This is a genomic window from Burkholderia sp. Se-20378, assembly GCF_017104665.1.
Lineage (GTDB): Bacteria > Pseudomonadota > Gammaproteobacteria > Burkholderiales > Burkholderiaceae > Burkholderia > Burkholderia lata.
The window spans coordinates 1-1,179 of sequence record NZ_JAAGPG010001073.1 but is presented as its reverse complement, the minus strand read 5'-3'; the positions used below and the strand labels follow the sequence as shown (position 1 = coordinate 1,179).

Here is a 1,179-nt window from a genome sequence, read left to right as displayed (position 1 = left end):
GCCGAGCGAGCCGAGCCCGCCCGCATTCGACACGGCGGCCGCCAGCGCCGGCGTGCTGACGCCGGCCATCGGCGCCTGGACGATCGGGGCGCGCACGCCGAGCGTGCGCAGCAGCGTCCGGTTGTCGGTCGATTGATTCATGTCGCTTGCCTCCTTCCTGCAAGATCCGTCATCGAAATGCGTCGGCCGGATGCGGGCCGACGCGCGTGTGTCGGGTTCGGATCGGTGCGCGTTTGTCGTGCCTTGTGCGCGACCGGTCACGTGAAAGTCATGTCGAAAACGATGGATAGCCATGCGGCGCGGCGGTGTCTGCGACTGTGGCGACGGTGCGCATCGCCGCCACCGCCCGGCGCAACACCCGCCTCTGCGCCCATCCTACGCCAGCCCGCGATCCGCCGGCCAGCCGCTATCTGCCGCGCGCCCAATGCGCGAGCCCCGCGCAAACCGCCAGCAACGCACCCGTCACGAAGAACACCGAATGCAGCCCGAGCGTGACGCCGATCTGACCGCCGATCACCGGGCCGATCACCTGTCCGCTGAACTGCGCGGACTGCAGGTAACCGAGCATCTGCCCGGTCGCGCGCTCGTCGACCGATTGCCGCACGAGCTTGCCGATCGACGGCAGCAACCCGGCGAGCGTCATGCCCATCAGCCCGCGCAGCGCGGCAAGCTGCCACCAGTGCGTGACGAACGCCTGCGGCACCATCGCGAGCGCGGTCAGCAACAGGCAGCCGATGATCACGTTCCAGCTGCCGATCCGGTCGGCCAGCGCGCCGAGCCGTGCGGCGGTCAGCATGCTGCCGAATGCCGAACACGCCATCACGACGCCGGCGACGCGCGCGAGGTGGTCGCCGCCCACGCCGAGGCCGCCGATATAGACGGTGATGATCGGCTCGATCGACATGTTCGCGAGCAGCACCATCATCGCCGTCACCAGCAGTGCGGCGACCGCCGCGCGATTCGTGCGGTGCGGCGTGCCGGCCGCAGTGCTCGAGGTGCGCAGGCCGGCATCGGTGCCCGCGTGGAAGTCTTCCTTCACGACGAAGATCGTCAGCAGCGCGGCGACGGCGATCATCGCGCCACCGGCGAAGAACGTGCCGCGAATGCCGAGCCAGCCCGGCAGCAGCCCGCCGACGAGCGGCCCGACCAGGTTGCCCGCGAGCGCGCCGGTCGACAGGA

Annotated in this window: 2 protein-coding genes; both read right to left on the bottom strand. The window is 70.3% G+C overall.

Annotation, left to right across the window (positions count from 1 at the left end):
* The coding region (locus G3N93_RS40225) for a nitronate monooxygenase (protein WP_206135548.1) at positions 1-141 on the bottom strand (141 nt) is incomplete at its 3' end.
* Positions 142-406: 265 nt separating this feature from the next.
* Positions 407-1,179: MFS transporter (locus G3N93_RS40220; RefSeq protein ID WP_206135547.1), on the bottom strand; the 773-nt coding region annotated here is incomplete at its 5' end.